The 22,133-nt window shown below is 43.7% G+C and carries 17 protein-coding genes; 6 read left to right on the top strand and 11 right to left on the bottom strand.

Annotation, left to right across the window (positions count from 1 at the left end; all coding sequences use genetic code 11):
- Positions 1 to 20: 20 nt before the first annotated feature.
- Entirely contained in the window at positions 21 to 1,151 is a 1,131-nt protein-coding gene (locus F6J99_RS16530; protein WP_293113874.1) for a TerB family tellurite resistance protein, read from the bottom strand.
- 501 nt (positions 1,152 to 1,652) lie between these two features.
- On the opposite strand from F6J99_RS16530, the gene F6J99_RS16525 reads away from it, so the two are divergent.
- Positions 1,653 to 4,355 (top strand): NHLP bacteriocin export ABC transporter permease/ATPase subunit, encoded by a 2,703-nt coding sequence (locus F6J99_RS16525; RefSeq protein ID WP_293113873.1) that lies wholly within the window; start codon positions 1,653 to 1,655, stop codon positions 4,353 to 4,355.
- 72 nt (positions 4,356 to 4,427) lie between these two features.
- Here F6J99_RS16525 and F6J99_RS16520 read toward each other — a convergent pair whose 3' ends face one another.
- Both F6J99_RS16520 and F6J99_RS16515 read right to left on the bottom strand, forming a co-directional pair.
- Positions 4,428 to 7,247 (bottom strand): TIGR03960 family B12-binding radical SAM protein, encoded by a 2,820-nt coding sequence (locus F6J99_RS16520; RefSeq protein ID WP_293113872.1) that lies wholly within the window; start codon positions 7,245 to 7,247, stop codon positions 4,428 to 4,430.
- A 245-nt stretch (positions 7,248 to 7,492) separates the two neighbouring features.
- Positions 7,493 to 7,825 carry an STAS domain-containing protein gene (locus F6J99_RS16515; RefSeq protein WP_075895737.1) on the bottom strand — a complete coding sequence of 111 codons (333 nt, stop codon included), beginning with the start codon at positions 7,823 to 7,825 and terminating at the stop codon, positions 7,493 to 7,495.
- A 646-nt stretch (positions 7,826 to 8,471) separates the two neighbouring features.
- On the opposite strand from F6J99_RS16515, the gene F6J99_RS16510 reads away from it, so the two are divergent.
- A complete protein-coding gene (locus F6J99_RS16510) occupies positions 8,472 to 8,666 on the top strand; it encodes a hypothetical protein (RefSeq protein ID WP_008191245.1) in 195 nt (64 codons plus the stop codon).
- 227 nt (positions 8,667 to 8,893) lie between these two features.
- Here the strand turns inward: F6J99_RS16510 and F6J99_RS16505 are convergent, their stop codons facing one another.
- The gene (locus F6J99_RS16505; protein WP_293113871.1) at positions 8,894 to 9,292 is read right to left on the bottom strand and encodes a hypothetical protein; all 399 of its coding nucleotides are present in this window, start codon (positions 9,290 to 9,292) and stop codon (positions 8,894 to 8,896) included.
- Positions 9,293 to 9,949: 657 nt separating this feature from the next.
- On the opposite strand from F6J99_RS16505, the gene F6J99_RS16500 reads away from it, so the two are divergent.
- Together F6J99_RS16500 and F6J99_RS16495 are read left to right on the top strand one after the other, a co-directional pair.
- Positions 9,950 to 10,294 carry a hypothetical protein gene (locus tag F6J99_RS16500; RefSeq protein WP_293113870.1) on the top strand — a complete coding sequence of 115 codons (345 nt, stop codon included), beginning with the start codon at positions 9,950 to 9,952 and terminating at the stop codon, positions 10,292 to 10,294.
- Positions 10,295 to 10,447: 153 nt separating this feature from the next.
- Positions 10,448 to 11,641, top strand: coding sequence for a hypothetical protein (locus F6J99_RS16495; RefSeq protein WP_293113869.1), 1,194 nt, complete (start codon positions 10,448 to 10,450; stop codon positions 11,639 to 11,641).
- Between the two features lie 427 nt (positions 11,642 to 12,068).
- On the opposite strand, the gene F6J99_RS16490 is transcribed toward F6J99_RS16495, so the two are convergent.
- From F6J99_RS16490 to rpmG, 4 genes are all read right to left on the bottom strand, one after another.
- Entirely contained in the window at positions 12,069 to 13,643 is a 1,575-nt protein-coding gene (locus F6J99_RS16490) for an ammonium transporter (protein ID WP_293113868.1), read from the bottom strand.
- A gap of 161 nt (positions 13,644 to 13,804) precedes the next feature.
- Complete coding sequence (locus tag F6J99_RS16485) at positions 13,805 to 15,862, bottom strand: ribonuclease R family protein (RefSeq protein ID WP_293113867.1); 2,058 nt, start codon at positions 15,860 to 15,862, stop codon at positions 13,805 to 13,807.
- A 388-nt stretch (positions 15,863 to 16,250) separates the two neighbouring features.
- Positions 16,251 to 16,466: a 30S ribosomal protein S18 gene (rpsR, locus tag F6J99_RS16480; protein WP_008191262.1), complete on the bottom strand. Its 216-nt coding sequence runs from the start codon at positions 16,464 to 16,466 to the stop codon at positions 16,251 to 16,253.
- Positions 16,467 to 16,601: 135 nt separating this feature from the next.
- Positions 16,602 to 16,796: a 50S ribosomal protein L33 gene (gene rpmG, locus F6J99_RS16475; RefSeq protein WP_293020919.1), complete on the bottom strand. Its 195-nt coding sequence runs from the start codon at positions 16,794 to 16,796 to the stop codon at positions 16,602 to 16,604.
- Positions 16,797 to 17,457: 661 nt separating this feature from the next.
- Here rpmG and F6J99_RS16470 point away from each other — a divergent pair.
- A complete protein-coding gene (locus F6J99_RS16470; protein ID WP_293113866.1) occupies positions 17,458 to 18,075 on the top strand; it encodes an IS607 family transposase in 618 nt (205 codons plus the stop codon).
- On the opposite strand, the gene F6J99_RS45610 is transcribed toward F6J99_RS16470, so the two are convergent.
- The 3 genes from F6J99_RS45610 to F6J99_RS16455 all read right to left on the bottom strand — a co-directional run bounded on the left by F6J99_RS45610 (position 18,017) and on the right by F6J99_RS16455 (position 19,608).
- Positions 18,017 to 18,568 (bottom strand): PEP-CTERM sorting domain-containing protein, encoded by a 552-nt coding sequence (locus F6J99_RS45610; RefSeq protein ID WP_365973480.1) that lies wholly within the window; start codon positions 18,566 to 18,568, stop codon positions 18,017 to 18,019. The two genes, F6J99_RS16470 and F6J99_RS45610, sit on opposite strands and share 59 nt — an antisense overlap.
- Before the next feature lie 631 nt (positions 18,569 to 19,199).
- On the bottom strand, positions 19,200 to 19,379 hold the full coding sequence (locus tag F6J99_RS16460) for a hypothetical protein (RefSeq protein ID WP_293113864.1): 180 nt from the start codon (positions 19,377 to 19,379) through the stop codon (positions 19,200 to 19,202).
- Positions 19,380 to 19,440: 61 nt separating this feature from the next.
- Positions 19,441 to 19,608, bottom strand: a complete 168-nt coding sequence (locus tag F6J99_RS16455) for a hypothetical protein (RefSeq protein ID WP_293113863.1) — start codon at positions 19,606 to 19,608, stop codon at positions 19,441 to 19,443.
- A 498-nt stretch (positions 19,609 to 20,106) separates the two neighbouring features.
- Between F6J99_RS16455 and F6J99_RS16450 the strand changes: the two genes are divergently transcribed.
- A partial coding sequence (locus tag F6J99_RS16450; protein ID WP_293113862.1) for a filamentous hemagglutinin N-terminal domain-containing protein occupies positions 20,107 to 22,133 on the top strand: 2,027 nt, incomplete at its 3' end.

The raw sequence follows: 22,133 nt of genomic DNA, 5'->3' as shown, positions 1-22,133 counted from the left end.
CAACCATCAGCAGTTTTCCATCAAAAGCTACATACTTCCAGGCAATCGAGTATATATCTAGCCGCATCTACAAATACCATATCTAGATACTGAAACTGATCCGGATGGAGCTGGGAGCGCAACTCATCCCAAGCCTGTTCATCCTGAATATCTTCATCCCTAAATCCTGCCTCCAGGACTGCTGTATACCTAGCATCAATCCCCAGATTCTTAGCCACTATGTGTAAATAGTCCTGCTCAGTAGGGTCAATTTCCCCATCCGCCGCTGACATATCATAAGCAAAGCACAACAGGAGTAGCTTCTCAGCATAGCTTAGAGGCTTAGTCAAAGTTAACCATTCGGGGCAATTAGACGCAGTAGGGTTCCGCTGAACTTGCCGAAGCAGAAGTCCGATCAAAAACGGCCCCAATTGACGCAAATCATCCTCCTCGGGAGGCGTTAAGCGGTCAATGGTTTTTGCCAGCAGCTGTGTTTCTTCTTCTACCACTTGACCATCCGCCAACATTACTTCCAAGGAAATAGTGACTAATGATACCACAAAAATCATGGTTGGTGTAATATCTAGCAGACTGAGTTGCCTTCCCACCAGACGAGACAAGTATTCAACAACTTGCTGATTTACCAGTCGGATACCTAGAGCCTCAAACTGTTCTGGTTGCAGCTTTGATTGCAACTCTTCCCAAACGGACTGATCTCGAAACTCCTCACCCTTGAACCAAGCTTCCAGCACCATTGGGTAGCGGGAATCAATGCCTAGGGAATTTGAGGCTAGCTGTAAATACTGGCTTTCATTGGGGTCAATTGTCCCATCTACCGCTGACATGGCATAGCAAAAGTTAAGGAGCAAAATTCGCTCTGACTCAGACAGGGAAGTAGTTAGCTTCAACCACTGCTGAGGATTTTGATAAACCGGATTCTTCTCTAGTCCAGAAAGTAAACCCTGCACCAATTGACGGACATCCCTCTGGGGAGGTACTAATCGCTCAATGGTTTTTTCTAGTAGCTGCTTCTCTTCGTCCTCTACAACGCCATCAGCATACATGACTCCCATCCCAAGGGTTACTAGGGCAGCTAAAAACCTCACAGGCGGTGTTATATCGTCTTGAGTGAGGTTTCGTCCAGTTAGGTGGGACAAAACTTCAATAGTCATTTTTTTAGTTAGGTATTAGGTTGTAGGTATTAGGTTGTAGGTATTAGGTTGTAGGTTTTAGGTTGTAGGTATTAGGTATTAGGTTTTAGGTTTTAGGTATCACTGAGTGGGAACACATCTCAAGGGCTAATTGTATTTCTATTAATGTCGCTTATTCTGGGGTTAATTCTAAGAATTATGTCACTGTGCTAACTTTCCAACCTTTGGCTTATAGTTGTGCTTTTTTCCTTAGCTCTATCCCACTACTCCTGTTTATCTCTATCGTATTTTTCTGCTCGCTTTTGTCAATTAGAGATCACCCTGAATAGCAGTTAGGTTTTGGGTGTTAGGTCTTAGGCTGATAGTGTTAGACTCGGTGAGTGCGTTCGCTAGCCAACGCCCTTCGGGCTAATCGCATCCTTTGACTAGTGCGTTCGCTAGCCAACGCCCTTCGGGCTAATCGCATCCTTTGGCTTAGATTTACCCCTTGGTCATGGGATCCCATCAATAGAAGAGAGATTTGTGGATTCTGTAACCGGTAATCCTCAATTGGTAGTGAAAGGGAATCGTCCCCTACTGTTGGATGAGCTAAAGAAGCTTTGGCTGATTAAGTCCGGTTCTATTGCTATATTTGCCGTTGAGCGTAACGATGGTGTTCTAGAGGGGCGACGCCGTTATCTATTCAGCCTGGGAGTGGGTGAGGCTTTGTTTGGGATGGGGGCGAATGCCCAAGACAAGCCCTACAGCATTCTAGCTGTGGCAATTGAAGAAGCAACAGTTTCTCAGTTAACCACTAGAGAAATAGAACTAGAAGGGAATAGTAAGGGTAAAACAGCCACCCGGATTTCCCAGGACATCATTACGTTGACCGAGAAATGGATTGAGGGATTTTCCATCTTCCCTGGTGTGGTTACTCCGTCTACGGTATTAGATACCTCAGCAGTTTACAGTTGGGAGTCCCTACAGTCCCATCTGGATCAGCTATACAGTAACCTCTACCACTACCTGGCTAAACTCGAACAGACAGAATCAGCTCAAAAACTGACTCAGTTCCAAGAACGGGAACGCCTCAATCACCAAGTTACCACGGAAGCGATTGCAGAACTAGCATCTGTGATCAAGCCCCAGTTAAAAGAGAGTTTTCAACAGGGAACCCCCCTGTTAATTGCCGCTGGTGCTGTAGGACGGGCGATGGGGATTCAAATTAACCCCCCCGCCCAGTCAGAAGACCTCAATCGAGTCCGAAAACCCATAGAAGCGATCGCTCGTGCTTCCCGCATTCGGATCCGGCGAGTGATTCTGCGTGACTACTGGTGGAAGAAGGACAATGGGCCTCTATTAGCCTACACCCGAGAGGATAATCGACCTGTGGCACTGCTACCAATAGGGGTGGGTGAGTATGAGGTCCTAGACCCAGAATCGGGAAAGCGTGTCCCAGTCAATGGCAATAATGCTAGTTTCGTTGCTCCCATGGCTTATATGTTTTATCGGTCATTCCCCGATCAAGCAATTAAAGCCCTAGACTTACTCCAGTTTACCCTTAGAGGTCGTAGCAAAGAGTTAATCACCCTGATGTTGACAGGAGTCGCCGCTGCTGTGTTGGGAATGGTCACTCCCCAAGCCACTGCCATTCTGATTGACAATGCTATTCCCGATGCTGACCGGGGATTATTAGGACAGGTAGGGTTAGGACTGTTAGCAGCTAGCTTTGGTAGTGCCATCTTTCAAGTGGCTCAAGGGCTTGCCACCTTGAGATTACAAACGATTAGCGAAGCTACCAGCCAAGCCGCTGTTTGGGACCGATTATTAAACCTAAGAATTTCTTTTTTTCAGCAATATTCCACTGGAGACCTAATATCCCGGGCTTCAGCAATTTCTGAGATCCGTAACCGACTGAGTGGCACAGTGATGCAAACCCTATTCACCAGTTTTTTCTCTCTCTTAAATTTGGGTTTGCTGTTCATCTACGATGCCCAATTAGCCTTAGTCCCGTTGGGAGTGGCATTAACTGCAATCATTGTGACCACTACTTCTGGTATTTTAACCAGGCGTAAGCTAAGACCCTTGCAACAGCTAGCAGGAAAAATCTTTGGACTGACGGTGCAGCTAATTGGTGGTGTTTCTAAACTCCGGGTAGCAGGGGCAGAAAATCGGGCATTTGCCTACTGGGCTAAATACTATACTCAGCAAATTAAGCTGGTGCTGAGTACCCAGTTAATTGAAGACTTACTGAACGTATTCAATACCATCCTTCCTACCCTCAGCCAAATGATTATCTTCGCCGTGGCTGTTCAATCCATTACCAAATCACAATCTGGGCAAGGTTTATCTACTGGTACGTTCCTAGCCTTCAATACTGCTTTTGGAACCTTTATCACTGGCGCAACTGATTTAAGCAATACCCTAATTAATATCTTAGAAATAGGTATTTTATGGGAACGAACTCAACCGATTTTAGAAGCTACACCGGAACTAGACTTAAGCAAAGCGGATCCAGGACGGCTTTCGGGGCAACTTAAATTAGATCATGTCAGCTTCCGCTACCGAAAGGATAGTCCTTTGATTTTAGAGAATATTACTATTCAGGCAAACCCTGGAGAATTTATTGCTTTAGTCGGTCCATCTGGTAGTGGCAAATCCACGATTATCCGATTACTGTTGGGGTTTGAAACCTCTGAAAATGGCACCATTTACTACGATGGTCAAGACTTATCTGGACTAGATATATCAGCTGTGCGTCGGCAACTAGGAGTAGTGCTACAAAACGGTCGAATTAATAGTGCTTCTATGTTCGATAACATTGCCAGTGGTGCTTTAGTTACCATGGATGAAGCCTGGGAAGCTGCAAACATGGCAGGGTTTGCTGATGATATTCAAGCCATGCCCATGGGGATGCACACCGTTATTTCTGAAGGCGGTACCAATCTTTCTGGTGGACAGCGACAACGGCTATTAATTGCCCGTGCCTTAGTCTTAAAACCAAGACTATTGATATTCGATGAAGCTACCAGTGCTTTAGATAACCGCACCCAAAGCATTGTTAGTGAAAGTATTGACGAATTGCGAGTGACTCGGATCGTAATTGCCCACCGCCTCAGCACTATCCGTAACGCAGACCGTATTTATGTCCTGGAAGCTGGGAGAGTGGTACAGCAGGGAACCTTTGAGGAACTGCTTAATCAGGAAGGGTTATTTGCCAATTTGATGGCTCGACAAATGGCTTAGAAAATTAATTATGAAACCATGAACTATCGCTTTTGAGGCAAATCATCCCTTAATTAAGCAACGCCAAATTTATCAATTGCGCAGAATCAACCGTTGCCGATGAACATGCAACAAACGAAACTCCTGCTGCGCCACCTGGTCCAACATATAAATAATATGCTCTGGTCGCAACATGGTGCCATCATTCAAACAACTCCCGACATACCGCAAAACCACCCCAGACTCCGCAACCTCCTCTTCACCATCTTTAGGTTTTTGGGGTTCCATCACCTCGAACTCAAATAAGCGATCGCATAAATTCACCAACTGCTTCTTACCCGACTTGGTAAACCGCTCCCACCAAATTTCCTTACTACCCTTAATTGCTTCAATCCAACCCTGCCACTCTTCCCAAGACGCCGATGACATTACCTCAACTCGAATCAAATACTCAGCCTTTTCCAACAGCTGAGTTCCAGCAGGTTGCTTCAAATCCACTGCTTCAACCCCATACACCGGAATCTCTTTAGGCAACTCAGACACCAGCCTTTCCCTAAACTCCTCAACTGGGATTTTCTCAGTTAACTCAAACTCCACAATCTCCCCACTACTAGACGCTCCCAAGGGCAATGCATTAGCAATCATAATCCGAGCATTAGCCCGAAACCCCCCACTATAGCGAATTGGTAGTGACGCCCGTCTTACTGCTCTCTCAAACAGACTTGCCAAATCCAGATGACCCAACAAGGTCATATCCCCCAACTTACCAAACCAAACCCGCAGCCGCTGATCCTTATTAGTATTGGGTTTAAAGTGACCAGCAAATTGCGGAATCTGTGGCGGTTCAATCACCACATTATGACCAAAATCAATCCCACATACACCACAGTGAGAACACCCATCAAAGGAACAATCCGGTACCGTTGCTGCATCTAAGGCCCGTTGTAAATCTTCCTTGAGCCAATTCTTATCAATTCCCGTATCAATATGATCCCAAGGCAAGGGAGCATCAAGGGCGTTAAGGGTTGAAGGTTGAAGGGTTGAAGGTTGAAGGGTTGAAGGTTGAAGGGTTGAAGGTTGAAGGGTTGAAGGTTGTTCGCGTAGCGTGGCCTTTTGGCCAAGGTTAGACGGTTGTTCGCGTAGCGTGGCCTTTTGGCCAAGGTTAGTTGGTTGTAGGTTAGCTGGTTGCTCTGAACTTTCAACTTTCAACCTTTCAACTTGCAACTCTTCTACACCAGTCATCACGTTCCATTCGCCACTTTCTACTTGGCGATATTTCCAGGTCAGACCTGATGAAGCGATCGCATTTTCCCAAGCACCAAATGCCCGATCCAAGCTTTCCATCCAGGCATCCATCCCTGCCCCCAATTCCCAAGCACGGCGCACCACCGCACTTAATCGTCTGTCACCCCGTCCCACGAAATCTTCCATGGCGGAAATCCGAACATCGGTGTAATTAACCTTCACCCCCCTGATCTGACCAAATACTTGTTTGAGCAATTCCTGCTTGCGTTTAAACTCCGAAGTCGATACGGAATGCCACTGGAATGGGGTGTGAGGTTTTGGGGTAAAATTAGAAACAGTTATGTTAAACTTAAGGGTTTTTCTGCCTTTAGCACGGCACTCCTGCTGCAACCAACGCACCGTTTCCGCAATCCCCAACACATCCACATCCGTTTCACCAGGCAAACCAATCATAAAATAGAGCTTGACTTTCTCCCAGCCTTGCTCAAATGCCGTCTTTACTCCCCTGAGCAATTCTTCATTAGTCAGTCCCTTATTAACAATATCCCGCATCCGCTGAGTTCCTGCTTCTGGGGCAAAGGTCAAGCCACTCTGCCGATTTCCCCCTAGGATATTGGCAATATTTTCATCAAAGCGGTCTACCCGCTGACTCGGTAGAGACAGGGAAATGTTCTGATCCTTAAGACGATTTTTGATTTCCATCCCCACCGCTGGTAGAGCCAGATAATCCGAACAACTCAGGGATAGAAGAGAAAACTCGTTATACCCTGTAGCACGCATCCCTTGTTCAATAGCTTCCACCACTTGTTCCGGTTCCACATCCCGCGCTGGTCGAGTCAGCATCCCAGGTTGGCAGAAGCGACAACCCCGAGTACAGCCCCGTCGCACTTCGATCTTGAGTCGGTCATGAACCGTTTGGATATAGGGTACTAGTCCAATAGCATAGGCAGGCATCGGTGTAGCCACACGCCGCAAAATCCGCTTCGGCACATCAGGGCGGTTGGGTTTAACTGAGCCATCCTCAGTCATATCATAGAATTGGGGGACATACACCCCTGGTATCTGAGCCAAATCCAGGAGTAACGCTTCTCGACTTAAGCCAGCTGCTTTGCCCTCTTCGATTACTAAGCCAATCTCTGGCAACAATTCTTCCCCATCGCCAAGATCAACAAAATCTAAGAAATCAGCATAGGGTTCAGGATTCGATGTCGCCGTTTGTCCACCTGCAAAAATTAGGGGGATTTCCGATATATCAAACTCAGCACGGTCTTTCCAGGTCAGGGGAATTCCTGCCAAATCCAACATTTCCAAGATGTTGGTTGCCCCTAATTCATAGCTAAGGCTAAAGCCAATAATATCAAAATCTTTCAGAGGTCGCCGATTCTCTACAGCAAACAGAGGGGTTTGAGTGGAACGTAATTTAGCTGCCAAGTCTGGGGCGGGTAGATAGGCGCGATCGCATAACTGCCTAGGTTGAGAATTCAATATATTGTAGAGGATGATATGCCCTAAGTTAGAAGCGCCCACTTCATAGACTTCTGGATAAGTCAATACCCAGCGTACGTCAGCTTCTTCCCAAGGTTTATGGACTGCTCCCAACTCGTTACCTAAGTAACGGGCAGGTCTGTTGATGTCTGGTGTTAATATTTCCTCTACAGTGATTGCCATAGAAACTTTATTACTGCTTTCAATGCAGTTAGCCCTGATCCACCTTTCATTTTATCAGTACTCAGGCTAGAGATAGGGGGATAAAGGTGATGAAGTGAGGGAGTAGAGAACCACCAGATTTCTTGACTAGCATTTCCCTATCTCCTCCCATCGTCATCGGTTTAAGCACTTAATCTTCCTTGGATTTCCTAGGATTTTGCTGTACTCATAGCCATGGAGTTAGCTTCCCAACCTACTCCAACCCCCTAGAGGGCTGTAGCAAAAGCATCATGACTGTCAAAAATCTCAAACACTCCATCTAATTTAGTTAGCTCCAGCATAATGCGAATTGAAGGAGCTACGGAGCAAAGACCAAAGGGCCTCTCTAGACGTCTTGCTAGCTTCAGACCATGAATTAAGGCCATTAAGCCAGCACTGTCGAGTGACTCTAACTGATGCATATCAACCAACAAAGCCGAATCCTCACCAGCCACCACAGCTTCTGTCAACTGACTTTTAAACTCAACTGCATTGGAGGCGTTAATATGACCGGAAGGTTGAATAATTCGTAATTTTGCACTTAGGGTCGCCTGTGTCATGAGTAGACTCCTCACTGGGTCAAATCCAATAAAATTTTTTAGAGAATATATAGAAGATAGTATGGAATTTTTATAATTCCATACCACTTGTGAGAGACTTTGCCGAATCTTTACAGATGGCTAATGGTTTTTAAAATCTTCATAAAACTTACCATCAAAATGTATCATATATTACTTTCTTTACAGTTAAGTAATTTATTTATTTTTCATTTCCGATGGTCTAAGTTGCTATGAGCATGGCTCAGTTCATGCCTATAGGTAGGGATTAAATTTTAATAATTTTTGTTACGTTAAATCAATAGAGCTGCCCTGAAATAAAAATATAAGACTTTTTTTTATAGGCTTGAGCCAAATGTTTAGCTTTAGGGAAGTATAACGTTAACTAGGGTGTAGAGGCAAGTAGTACTAAGCAGTATTTGCTTATAACTGCCTCAACTTCAATACCTCTAAGCCTTCAAACGGCATACCTTCTTAGGTTCAGGTTAAGCTTTCTGAGTTAAGTCAAAAAGGCTTATAATATATATGTGAGAGAGTACAAATCCACCTCATCAGTGATTTAGATCACATACCAACAAGATAAAAATCACTAGAGTGGTTAGTAGTTTCAGAAGACAATAAATTTATATGGAATTGTGGGTAAGTGATTGTGAAAACTACATTTGTTATTCGTCAACTAGTAGAAAAAGCCCTCTATATTAGGAAATTGACTCCTGATATAGAAAATGCAATTAACTACGAACTAACTCAAACCGGTTACATCTCTGATGTGGATTACGAAGCATTGGAATTATTAATGTCTGAGATGGATGCTGGTCGTGTACAGCTCGTTCCGAGTCACTAGAAACAGTGGTTATAAACTAAGGCTAGACAAGATTGGAGGCTTGGTAACTAGTCCATGACTTTTAGCCATAACTTTTAGGGTTGCGGCAAGCTCTGACAGCTACATATGGCAAAACCCCTACAACTTTAGTTTACTCTCCTAAGGGTTCTGACTTGCTACTGCTTAAGTCGTGATCAGATCACCATGGAGTTGGCAAAGTCCTATTACCGATTAACTCTTAACAAAACTTAGAACTTGTCCGGATAAGCTTGCCAAACTGCACAGATAAAATAACTTAGTTGCTCGCGAGCAGCAGGGTCACTTTCTACATTGACATCTGGGTCATCTAACTGAATCAACAGAGGAATTACTTCAGTATCTAAGGCTAGTCGTAATAAACTCGCTGGCCAAAGTAAATCCGGTCCAGAGCGTAGATCGTAAAGAGTGAGGTGTTCAGAGGTTCCCACTGCCAAAGGCTCTTGACTATCCTCTAAGGTCACCAATATCATAGAACGCACCCAACACATTTGTCGGGATGACACAAATTCGATGACTTCAGCGTATAAACGAGTATTGTCATGCTCTAAGCAAATAATCTGATGAGGCTGGAACTCGTAAACCAAACCCCTTGATACATCTTTATTCACCAGGCATCAATTCCTAAATTGAGTCATTACGATACAACATACTGTTCATATTACCAGTTTGGTTAACGGGGGTATTAGACCCAGATTTGGGATTACTGGAAGTCACAGGCCGTCTCACGTAAAAAACAAAGGACGCGGAAGCCATGTCACAAAGTGAGCCGGGATCAAGCGCAAGCGCGGTTTTAAGCGCAGTAAAGTATAATAGATATAGGTGGAAATTAGCCAAGGCACTCTTAGCTCCGGAGAAAACGGCTAGGCCAGTAGGTTAGTATCTGCGAGTGATACGTAAATCGGATCAATGTTGAAGAATCAAGAATCAAGAAATACCAATTTTAAATTCTCAATTCTCAATTCTCAATTCTCAATTCTCAATGGAGCCATCCGGGAATTGACTCGGTTGTAAAAGCTACGGGTTTTCGTAGAGTAAGCCGACCTAGAGATTCAGCCCTTAACCCTTAGGCTCAATTAATTGGGAGTCTAAGCGCGTTTGTTAGCTAGGGCTACTGAAAACCAACGCGCCTGTTGCCTGGGCGAAAGCCCCCGTGCTATGCCTGGCTGTAGGCTATGCCAACAGCCGGGGGTAAGCTTACTGCTCATCTTTGCTATGATGTATTAATTCAAGTCAGTGTCAATAGATTGAATACCATAGCATAGATTATGAAAGTCCAAGTTTCAGTCGTGTTTATCAATCCCGTGGATTTCGTTAATTTTTCTCATCAGGCACTGCCTCGATTTTGCGTCGATCTACCTTTTAAACCTCGCGCTATCCCAGTTGAAGAACTGTTGCCCAACATCCCTATGATTAATACCAATTTAGACGATTGGACAACAGACCTGCCCTTCGAGCAAATAGAATACAAGGAAGAAGGAGCAGAGGAATATGCCAAAATGGTAGTAGTAGTGGAAATCCCAAAGGATGATATGCCCTTGTTTGAAGATGTAGTTAAGTCCTATGGGGGAAAGGTTATGCCATCAGAGGGGTTGGATGTAATGGACATGTAGTGGACATGTAGTGGACATGTAGTTTACACCCCATATCTTACCGATAACCTGCCTTGTAGGTCATAAAAATTCCTTGTTAATCTTGATCGAAAATTTAAGACTATCACAAAATATGTTTGAAGGAAAAATAGTCTGGAATACACAAGGAATTAAATGACTTCTGAGCAGGATAAACCTGAGGTGGCTAAAATCCTCGAACCATTCAAACCCGCATTGGCTGAGCATCTGAGCAACCCTGATGTTGTGTTAGACGAGGTACTGGCATGGACTGGCTCTCAGCCTTTTTTGACCCAGAAGCTTTGTCAAGTTATCCTTGACTCTAAATCTCCCATCCCTGTTGGTGATGAAGCTCTTAAAGTCGAAGAACTCGTCAAAACTCACTTCGTTGAAAATTGGGAAACTCAGGAAGCCGCTGAACTTCTGCAAGATATTCGTAGTTTCTTGCTCGAAGAACAATTCCTACGCCTGTATCAGAAAATTTTGCAGGGAGTCATGATGGCAAATGACAGTTGGGAACAAAAAGTGTTGCTCAACTCCGGTGTGGTGATTAACCAGGGGGGAAATCTCAAAGTTTCTAACCGTATTTATGAGGCTGTTTTTAATCACAGCTGGGTAGCTCAAGAGTTAGCACAGTTGACCAGTACAGACTTTTGGCTGGCATCTGAGCTGACCACAGACGCTATTGATGAAGCCATCGCCATCGCTTTTCCTAACCTACCAATCACCCCAGTTACTCAAGACCAAGATCTAACAACTGACGAGCCCAAACACCGAGATCCAACAACTGACTATTCCAAACACCGAGATCTAACAACTGACAATCCCAACCGATTAACTGTAGTACCTTTAGAGCCAGACCAAGTCACAACCTTGTCTACCCCATCAGCTAGCAGAATCCCATCACCTATTAGCTTTTGGGGTGGCTTGATCGCATTGTTTCTAGTCATTACCTTTGGCGTATTTCAGTGTACTAGTTCTAGAAGAGCAGACGATCAACTAAAAAACCTTGCTTCTGAGGACATATGCAGACGTCAATTTACTAACAGAAAAGAACAAATCGAGCAACTTAGAAAGATAAAGAGTCAAAATAGTGCTTTTCCTAAGCTATGTCAGTCAATGTTAGATCAATTGCAGTTTTCCTATGCTATAGAAGAGCTGGCTAGTCAAGGTGAATTCAAGCAAGCTACTATAAATCTTTGTCAAGTATCACAGCGTTACTACCAGTTTAGACAAAAATCTCTTCCACGTTTTTTCCGTCGATGGGGTCGGAATAATGAAAATTATGCTAATTGGTTGAAAAACTATCTAATGAAATATGATTGTCCCGCTTCTAAATATTTGGGCTAATCAATTGTTAAATTGAAAACAGGGAACAGGGAACAGGGAATAGGAAATGTATGGATTTTTAGCAAGCATTTAACTAACTAATTAATATAAGTTAATATTCTAGATATTTTTAGTCAAGATAACTTTCTGTGATTTCCTACTTTTCAAGACTTAGCTATTTACTTAGGGCTTGCTGATTAACTCTCAAAGCATTGACAGATAAAGGTTTTAGCATTTTCTGGTCGAAAAAAGTGCCAGCTTTTCGGTCCAAAAAGCTCAAAAAGTTAGGATTTTGGGCAGACAAGGGCAGAAAAATCAAGGGAGAATTCTTCCTCCTACCTCCTATATAATTCCGATTTCTCCTAACTCCTGACTCCTAACTCCTGACTCCTACCAATACCAAAAGACTTTTTCAGCAAACCCTACTTATTTACTGATAATCCAGAGTCTAAGGATTATAAAAAACTCCATCGCTACCACTGATTTCTTCTTCCAAAGATACTCTTATCCCTCGACGAGCAATTTCAAAAATAGTTAAGATAAATTCTCCTAATTTAAAATATTGGGTTTCACGGAATTGTTTCCAATGGCGTTGTTTGCCGCTAATCCGCTCATTGATCTGGCTTGCATAATATAAAATTAGGCTAACTAATAGCCAACCTACTAAACTCAATAGAGCTGTTACAATGATAATAATCAGCCAGCCTAAGAACTGACACAACACTTGTAATAATGGATCGTCATATACATCAAGTTCTGAGTACAACAGAGAACTATTGCTACTAAAGATTCCTAAGGCAATGGTTCCCCAAAATCCACAGAAAAGGTGAACAGGAACCGAACCAACGGGGTCATCAATTTTCCAAACTTGTAAAAAATATTCCCCTAAAAGGACAAAAATACCGCTGATTGAGCCAATTATAAATGCACTTCTGATATCTACAAAAGCAGCTGAAGCTGTAATTCCTACCAACCCACCTAAAATACCATTGATAATTGAGGCTAGACTGGGTTTTCCCAGGATAATTGGACTAAAAAATACGCTGGATATTCCACCAGCTGCTGCTGCCATCATGGTAGTTGTGATGGTATTGGCTACATAATCGAGATCCTTTGCTGAGCCACCATTAAAGCCAAACCAGCCCAGCCAAAGAATTAAGCAGCCTAAAGTGGCTAAACCCAGATTATCGGAAGAGAACTTTTCAGTTTCGAGACCTTCATATCTATCTGTTCTTAAATTGTAGCCAAAACGACCTTGTCGTGGCTTTAGTAGCCAAGCCCCTACCAAGCCAGCCATACCACCAACACTATGGACTACAGTTGAACCGGCAAAATCCTGAAATTTTAGCGCCTTGGCTAGCCAACCATAGTGTCCCCAAACCCAGTGACCCGTTAGGGGATAGATAAAACCAACCAGGAAAAAACTAAATAGCAGAAATGCCCAGAATTTAACCCGTTCAGCAACAGCTCCTGAAACAATAGTGGCTGCAGTTCCAGCAAAGACTAACTGAAATAAAAATAGAGCCGCAAAGGAGTGATTAGACCAATCTTTATTGAGACAATTAAATCCTGATTCTGGAAAACCCAGATTTCCAAATTGGGGAAAGGGAAGATTAAAAAACAACCCCTTTTGACCCACTAAACTTAAACTAGTATTTTCTCCTGGAACACAACTGTAAGTGATGCCATCACCAAACATTAAGCCAAAGCCAACTAGCCAAAATGCTAAGGCTGATATACAGAAAACTATTAAATTTTTAGCCAAGACATTAGTCGCATTTCTCCGTCTACATAACCCGGCTTCTAACATGGCAAAGCCAGCATTCATAAAAAAGACTAGAAAAGATGAAACTAACAACCAGATAGTAGACAGGTTAGTGAAATTATTCGTGTTACTATCTTGTGCTGCTGCTACACCAACCCATCCCAGCAGCATGGTAATAGCCAAAGATAGGCAGAAGTACCAACGGCTGGGTACTGAGGTGATTTGGTGTTTTAATCTCTTGTACTTATGTCGAGACATCAAAGCAAGCTTTCTAGTTTTACAATCGGAGTGTATATCCAACTGGTAAGTAGGTGGACATAATTAAATAACACTATTCAATAACATTGTTAAATAACACTATATTATGTTTCTTGACATCATTAACTGCTTACATCCAAGCCTTAGAAAAGAAAAGGGATTTACGCGAACCTGTTGACAGCAGAAGCTGAGCCATCTTCTAGCTTTGAGTTAAAAGCAAGCTGAGCCTCTGAGTTCGCTAGTTCTTGAAAATGAATAACTTCTTTACGGGGATCAGCGTGACTGACTTTGACGTGTAAGCGATCGCCTAATTGAACCGAACGCTGGAAACGCATGGGCAATTCTAGACCTAACTCTTCTAGGAGAATGTTGCCCTTATTCTCGTTTTCTCGCCACCAACTGAGTACTAATACTTGCCAAACCTGATCTGGGTGACGCCGTAAATATTCCAATCCCCAATATTTGTTGGTATCACGTTCTACTTCACTAGCGTCCTTAGCTGTTCTGGTTACACTCTGCATCGTTTCGAGCAAATGTTCAGCTTCAAAGGGTAGGGGGTCACCCCGTAGATGAGCTTTCAGCTGGAAATGAGTCATTAAGTCAGTGTAGCGGCGGATCGGAGAGGTTACCTGGGTGTAAGTTTCCAAAGCCAAACTAGCGTGGCGTGTTGGGGTAATGCTCATTTCACTTCTAGGCATACACCGACGCATGGCACAGAACCGCACTGGACCCGCTGGCAATAGCAGCAGTTCTTCTTGGGAAGGAAGTTCTGGTTGGGGTTGTCCTCGGAATGGTAGGGGAATTTGATGCAGTTGACCATAGCGTCCAGCCACTTCACCTGCCAGAATCATCATTTCTGCCACCATTTGCCGTGATGGTGAATCTTCTAACACCTCAATGGTAATTTGCTCATCATTTCCCACCTTGATTACCGACTCTGGCATATGGATACTAATCGCCCCTTGAGACTTGCGCCACTTTTGCCGACGCACAGCCGAGTTAGCGATCGCAAACAGTTCTGTTTCTGCCTGTACCCCTAACTGCAACATTTCATCTACATCTTCATAAGTCAGGCGATAGGTAGGTTTAATCAGGCTGGGGTGAATCTGATAGTCATAGATGGCACCATCTTCATCCAAGATCACGCCAAAACTGAGTGCCCCACAGACTTTACCTTGAACTAAACTCATCGGACCAGTTGCCAGTTCCGATGGGAACATGGGAATCATGCCTGTGGGTAGATATATGGTAGTACTACGCCGTCGTGCTTCTAGGTCAAGGTTATCCCCTGGCATTACCAAGCGGGTTGGGTCAGCGATGTGAATCCACAGACGCTGAGTGCCATCCTCTAGATCTTCTATACTCAACCCATCATCTATTTCTTGGGTACTTTCATCATCTATGGTGTAGAGTTTCAGATGAGTTAAATCCAAACGATCTGAATCTGGGTCAGTAGGAGGATTTGCCAGGTATTGCTGGGTCAATTCGAGTACCTCACGACGAAATTGAGTTGGGATTTTATGACGCAGCAAGTACTTTTGGTGAGGACGCCACAAACCCAGATTTATCAACAAATCGAAGGCATTTTCTGGGTTTTGATGGCGTTTTAGTGCTTCCAGAGTTTCCTGAACTGCACGAGAGGGTTTATCTGGTTCAGTAACGAACCGTTCTAGAGCATCAAAGCGAGTGCGATCGCTATCAAGCCACTCTACTTCCTCACCCCCTAGCTTTTGTTGTACTCGCTTCAAGAATTCTGCTTGTTCCTGGTGCTTTGATTGAGCCGCTGCCAGTTGATGCTTGATTTCAGCCACCATGCTAGCGGAGCGGGGTTCATAGGTTTGTGCTTTTTGTTTAAAATAGATTTTGTCTTCAAAGAGAATACAGTGTGCCGCATAGCACTGGGGTGGACTTTGCTCAGAAAATAATAACTGTGCCATGTCAGCACAGGTAACCGCCTCTCCTTCTTCCACCAGTAATTCCCAGGCTAATTCTAAGCTATCTGGGTCTAGATAGGGTTGTACTCGAGCGAGAAACTCTGGTATTTCTGATGGCTTATAAGTAGAATCTGCCACTGCGTAGGTGACTTGTCGAGGATGGAGCTTGTGCAGTTTCCCCCGTTGATCCAAAGCAATCAAGTGGTTCTTGCCTTCTGGACGATCGACAACGGCGAGATGGCGTTCTCCTTGTAAGCGAAATTCGATTAGTGTTCCCTTTTCCACCAGTTCTGATAACCCGGGTAGCGTTTACCAAATCCACCTCCCCCCAGTCTATCCTGTGTTGTTGAGATGCCCAACTCAGCCGAGGGGGTCAAGTCTAAACTCTGAAGTGTGAAGTCTGAAGTCTGAAGTCTGAATTTGTCAGTGGTCAGTGGTCAGTGCTCAGCGGTCAGTGGTCAGTGTAACTCCTGGTTGGGTCGCAAGTTTTCAGTTAACCATGTTTTAATGCAGAGCGCGAGTGGGGTAAATCCCCGTGAGGCCACTGCTGCATCCCGCTCCTTAGGCATCGATCACCCCATTTCATCCCTCATACTTCATCCTTCATCCTTCTTATTTGATATTTCATTCTTCACACGGGAAATATCCCAGAGGAAGACCGTGATTGTTCACCTTAACCTTCTTTATTAATATAGGGTAGCAAAGCCAAGAACCTTGCTCGCTTAATGGCTGTGGTTAGCTTTCGTTGTTGTTGAGTCGTTAGATTAGTAATGCGGCGCGGTAGGATTTTTCCCCGTTCAGTGATAAACTTGCGCAGCAACTCAACATCTTTATAGTCAATCGGTTCATCGGGTTTGATCGGAGAGAGACGTTTACGAAAGTAAGTCATGATTGGTTATGATTGGTTATTGGTTATTTGGGTTACTGGTTACTGATTATAGTCATTTGTTCTTTGGTCCTTGTTCTTTGTCAATAGTCCATTTTGAATTAAAAAATTCAATTCACAAATGACCAAGGAGCAAATCTACTTGATTTCTTTGTGAATTGTGTGCCTGTTGCAATTGGGGCAAAATTTCTTCAGTTCCAGACGTGATGTTGTGTTACGGCGATTCTTCCTAGTGGTATAGCGGGAAACACCAGCCGAACGCTTATTGGAGTTACTGCGACATTCCGTACATTCTAGAGTAATAACGATTCGGACACCTTTCTTACTTGCCATAGTTTTTTTTCTAAGAACTCAAATATTACAATTAAACACAATTTACTATTATCTCATGGGATCCCCCAGTCTATCAAGTAGATGCAAAATTGCTCAAGTCTCGGGAAAAACCTCACCCCTTGTTGCCACCATGATCGTGCAGCGCAATCGAGTGACAAGGGGAGCCCACAGCAGTATCCTTGAAATGCCTTTAGATAGACCAATGTTTAAGCCAATCCGAAGCGCTTTAGTGCAGCGGAGCCAACCATCCCCTAGCATTTTGTTAGAGTGAGTAACCGGTGCAAGGGTAACGAATCTAACCTCAAGAATCAAGATAACCGAAACCCCACTACCCTAAACTCTGAGCCTGATTGGTGTATATTACCACGACTCCCAGAACTAGCCAGACCAACAGGAAGATAAGCATCACCGAACAGATGAAAGCCAAGAGGATCTGTTCTAAGCAGTGAGCTGACTAGCAATACTCCTACAAAATCCAGATCGAAAGCAGCAGGGCGGTACCTTAGGGAAAGCGGATTTGAAATGGTTTTATACTCATGGCCAATTTTCCTGATTGGGCAGACTGTTTTGGCTACTGTTGATCATTCTATCTATTCCTCTTGTTGTATAGTCATAAAGAAACATCTGTGCTAATCTCTCACAAGGGAGGTAATTAGCACAGATGCGGCTCAAGGACTATGCCAAACAGATGGGAGTAAGCTACCAGACGGCTTGGAGATGGTGGAAGGCAGGTAAGTTGCCTCATCCAGCATTCCAAACTGAAAGTGGCTCAGTCATCGTTGAGTACTTCCCTCAACAGAAAACCCAGCCATCAAACACCAAACGAGTTGCTATCTATGGGCGAGTCTCCTCTGCTGAGCATAAGTCAGAGGTTGAGCTTCAAGTCCAACGTCTTCAACAGTATGCGATCGCTAAAGGTTACACGATTGTCAAAGTTATCAAAGAAGTAGGAAGTGGACTCAACGATAATCGTCAACAATTAGCCAGTCTTCTGAATTCTGATGGCTACGACATTTTACTAGTAGAGCATAAAGACAGCTTGGCTAGATTCGGCATTAATTACTTGGAGATTCTGCTGTCTCGTTTAGGTATTCAGTTAGAAATTGTCAACCAAGTGGATAATTCTAAAGACGAGTTGATGCAGGATTTTATTGCTATTGTCAAGTCATTCTCTCCTAGGTTGTACAGCCAAGATCATGCTAAGAAAAAGATCGAAAAAATTATTGCTGAACTCCAAGCTGATGGCGGCGACGACTACCAGTTAGAACCAAACCAATAACACCTAGGGAAAACACAGACATCGTAGCTGGCTCTGGTACATCAACAGGGGGCTTGTCTCCGGGCTCACCAGCCACTAATTTAACCTGATACGCTAGTCGAGATTGTGTGGGCCGATTCTCTTCTGACCAGGTCATAGTTGATTGACCAGTGAGGCTGAAAGCACCTAAAACGTTACTGATGTGTAAATACTGTGCATCAAAAAAACCGCAATCATTAGGATTACTACAAACATTGGATGCGTCAGGAAGACTAGCAGACATCGCACTATCGGTTAACATCAAGTTGCTCAGTACAATGCTGCTGTTATCCTTACGAGCACTAGTCCGTAGAAACAAATCTGAGAAGTTATCCTCTGTAACTGTAGAGGAAAGAACTACATCACCAACGGTATAGGTAAGTTGAGAAATACCATCGAACTCCAGTAAGAAATCAACTGGTTGAGCATTGACCCAATTAAATTCTTTCTGATCTAAGTTAGCTAAGACCGCGATTCATCCCACACCTCAATGCGCAGCATGAGTGTGGGATGAATCGCGGAGCTGGATCTTTCATCGTTTTGAGATCCTCTATAATGAAAGTAGTAGGGAAGACAAATTAAGAGCTAACCGCCACCTACGTGCTTTAAAATCAAACTTTTCTGTATTATTCCGGTGGGTCGGGGCATCCCGTATCGTTAATAAAGCAAGCCTACGTATCCGTTCGCGCAGCGTCGGCGAAAGCCGATACCGATAGGTGGAGTTGGCAAGAAGCCCACACTGAACTCAACGAGTCAGTGTGGGAGTATGTCACTAAAAACACCACTAGGGTTAACCTTGTGGATATCTAGCTCGAAGGTGTTTCCGATACTTTTTAGCTACCAAAATCTACTTTGCAGATTAAAGCCCACTAATGCAAGCTGCTCTCGCAGCCAGGGGGTATCTCCCAAGGCCAAGATCGGTTTTGTTCCGCTCTTGGCGCAATTATCTGTGTTTAATAGAAAACGCAACCACTATCATGGTTTGCTTTGGTTTTCGGCTTCAATTCAAGGAACCAGAATGTTTTCAATTACACTAGATTGCTAATCAAATTATAACATATTTTTGGAGATACTGCAAGATATTTGGAGAAAATCGTCAACAGTGGCTAGCCTCCTATTGTTCCAGACCCAAAACGACTCTCGGCAGACAGGGAGATCTCGGGAGCTAGGTTCTGGAACTCTGTTTCAGTCAGATAACCACCAAACGTAAACGCACTGGCTCCAAAGGGAGTAAAAGCTAGTCCTAGTGCTGACACTCCCAAACTTAATAGTAAATTACGAGTCATCATTATTTCTCTTGCTTGCCGCCTCTATGGGGTATTAGTTGTTATTACAACTAACAACTGATCACAGTATCCAGGCTGAGTGTTTGCGATCGCGTAGCGGCTCTGTTCGCGTAGCGTGGCCTTTGGCCTTAAGAGCATCCCGTTTGCTTTCTATCCCGTAGCGTGACATGCACGGGCAAAGCCCGACGCTGCGCGAACGGTCAATCCCACAGCTGCTCCGTTGAAGCATCCGATTCAGCAACTATAGCGCTAATTATTAAGCGGCTATTAACTATAGCGCTATTTTAAATAACTTCAGTCAAACAGGACTTACGCACACAATCCATGGGTAGGGTGGGCAAGGTTTTGCCCACCCTACAGGTAGCGTTAAATTGAGGGATTTGCGTAAGTCCTATCAAATTAATTCACTATCGAAAATTTCAACAATTTTGGATAGTGATAGGATGCTCCTAATCAGCCGCTTTGGATCAGCATTCCCTGTAGCCCTAGTTAATCTGAATTAACAAAACTTTACATCAATAGCTGCCACCTATAGGTGTATAATAACTTAAATTATTATTTCCACAAAGAATAATAGTCTCAAGCCATTATCAATCAAACTGATTAGCTGTTACTAGGTTAATTAAAACTAGGTTAATTAATACTAACGTAATCGATGGCAAGAAATTGATTAACCTTAAGTGCCTAAGTAAAATCCCCCGACCCAGGAGCAGGAGAAACCATTGCCATGGCATTAGATGTATTGAAACGGTATAACACTCAGTTAGGTTTAGCGCTATGTTTAGGGATTAGTGGAGCGTACGCATTTCCAATAAACCAAGCTCATGCTCAGATTACTCCTGATACTACTTTACCACCAGCCGAAAGGTCTTTGCTAGACCTGGGCTCTGGTGAGATAAATGGGAAAATTGTTGATCTAATTAAAGGAGGAGCAATCCGAGATATCAACTTGTTCCATAGCTTTTTAGAATTTAATGTTACAGATGGACAAAGAGTTTATTTTGCTAATCCAGCTGGGATTGAAAATATTCTGTCTCGGGTAACTGGTGCGAATTACTCCAATATTTTAGGAACCTTGGGTGTCGATGGTGGAGCAAATTTGTTCTTGATTAATCCCAATGGGATTTTCTTTGGGGATAAAGCCAAGCTGGATGTATCCGGTTCCTTTGTGGGCACCACTGCTGATGGGATTGGGTTTGGGAATCAAGGAGTGTTTAGTGCCTCTAATCCCGAGCCTCCGTCGCCATTGTTGAGAGTTAATCCTAATGTGTTTTTCTTTAATCAAATTCCCGGGAATATTACCAGTCAAGCCAACTTGGAGAAGCTGGCAGTTAATAACCTATTGTTACTTGGTGGTGATATTGAGGTTAAAGATAGTAAGATTAGCACCAATCAAGGTGGGAATATTCTGTTAGCGGGATTGGGCGCACCAGGACAAGTAGCATTGACTAGAGACGGTAACAAGCTGGGTTTAGATTTTCCTGATGCTGTCAAGAAAGGGAATGTTAGAGTTACTAATAGCGCTATAGAAACTTTCGTAGCCAAAGATAGCAATGTTGATGGTGGTGACATTAGGATTATTGCTGAGTCTTTGGAAGTAGAAAACACCGAAAATAAGAAAGACCGAGGAATTTTTACCAAAACTGAGAGGAATGGAAAAAAAAGTGGTGATATTAGTATAACAGCTGATGACTCAGTATCGGTTCGCTCTACTTCTCGCCGAAGAGGAGATAATGGCATCTTTACCATGACCAAGAAAAAAGGTGGAGAAGGCGGAAAAATTACTATCGATACTGGCTCGTTGACAGTAGAGACGGCTCGAAGAGAACAGGGAATCTTCACCACAACTAAGGGAAATGGTCAGAAAGGGGGTGATATTATCATCACCGCTGATGACTCAGTTTCGATTATTGCTTCTAATCAGGGAAATCAGCATGGAATCTTTACCTTAACAACTGATGACAAAAAAGGTGAACTAAAAGGTGGACCAGGAGGAAGCATTCAAATTACTACTGGCTCCCTAGTGATCGAATCTAGGAGAAAAAACCCGGGAATTTCGGCAATAACAGGGGGAGATGGTGATAGCGGAAGCATTACCATCGATGTGACTGGGGATGTACTCCTGAAAAAGCAAGGTACCATTAAAACAGAACAACGTAATTCCAAAACAAAGGGCAGTGCCGGGAATATATCATTAAAGGTCAATGGCAATGTTACCCTGGCTGATAACAGCAGAATTAAGAGCCAAAATAAAGGTAAGGGAACCGGGGGAAAAGTTACGATCTTGGCTGGGGGAGCAGTTGAGGTTAAATATGGCAGCAAAATTGAGAGTATCGCTCAAAAAGAAGCTGAAGGAAATAGCGGGAGCATTGAGATCGAAGCTCATTCCCTATTACTTGATGCTCGCAAAGATCCCAGCAATCCTGAATCGAAGAGAGGTCTAGTCCAAATTACAGCTAGGACTGACTCAAAAGCTGGGGGTGACGGCGGTTCCATAGACATTCGTGTCGGGTCACTGACAATGATTGGAACTGGCTCAGATAAAAATCCAAGGGGTGGTTCTGATGGTATAACTACTAATACATCACGAGCTGGAAACGCGGGCAAGATCACAATCATGGTAGAAGGAGACTTCATCATGGAAGATCGGGCTCAAATTGAAGCGCAATCCCAAAGGAGAGCTACAGGTGATGCTAACGACATAATCATTGAAGCTGGTTTACTTTCCTTAAGCAATAAGAGCAGTATCACTGA

The sequence above is a fragment of the Moorena sp. SIO4G3 genome (genome assembly GCF_010692305.1).
GTDB lineage: Bacteria > Cyanobacteriota > Cyanobacteriia > Cyanobacteriales > Coleofasciculaceae > Moorena > Moorena producens_A.
This window is presented reverse-complemented; position numbering and strand designations above follow the sequence as displayed.